Raw genomic sequence first — 538 nt, 5'->3', positions numbered from 1 at the left:
CGAAGGCCTCCGCGCAGATCCGGGTGGTCTCCTCGAAGTCGGCGCGGGCCGCCTCCAGGTGGGTGATCACGATCGCCCGTGGCATTCCGACGGCCGCGCACTCCTCCCAGACCATGCGGGTGGAGCCGTCCACGCCGTCGGAGGCCGAGACGACGAAGAGGGCCGCGTCCGCGGCGCGCAGACCGGCCCGCAGTTCTCCGACGAAGTCGGCGTATCCGGGGGTGTCCAGGATGTTGATCTTGATGCCGTCCCATTCGACGGGGACCAGGGAGAGCTGGACGGAGCGCTGGCGGCGGTGCTCGATCTCGTCGTAGTCCGAGACCGTGCCCCCGTCCTCGACCCGTCCGGCCCGGTTCACGGCCCCCGCGGTCAGGGCCAGGGCCTCGACGAGGGTGGTCTTGCCGGCGCCGCTGTGGCCGACCAGCACGACGTTCCGTACGGAAGAGGGGCGGTCGGCCGTCAGTGCCCTGCCGGCGGCTCCGGCTTGGTGTGATGTGGCTCCCATGCTGCTCGTGCCTCCTGGTGTCGCGGTGAGGAG

The 538-nt window shown here is 71.4% G+C and carries 1 protein-coding gene; it reads right to left on the bottom strand.

Annotated features, from left to right (window positions below; translation table 11 throughout):
* Nucleotides 1–505 (bottom strand): GTP-binding protein (locus CTZ28_RS46510; protein WP_121895966.1); only part of this gene is annotated, 505 nt, incomplete at its 3' end.
* Nucleotides 506–538 lie beyond the last annotated feature (33 nt).

This window comes from Streptomyces shenzhenensis, assembly GCF_003688995.1.
GTDB lineage: Bacteria > Actinomycetota > Actinomycetes > Streptomycetales > Streptomycetaceae > Streptomyces > Streptomyces shenzhenensis_A.
The sequence above is the reverse complement of the archived record's forward strand: the minus strand, read 5'-3'. Positions and strand labels throughout refer to the sequence as shown.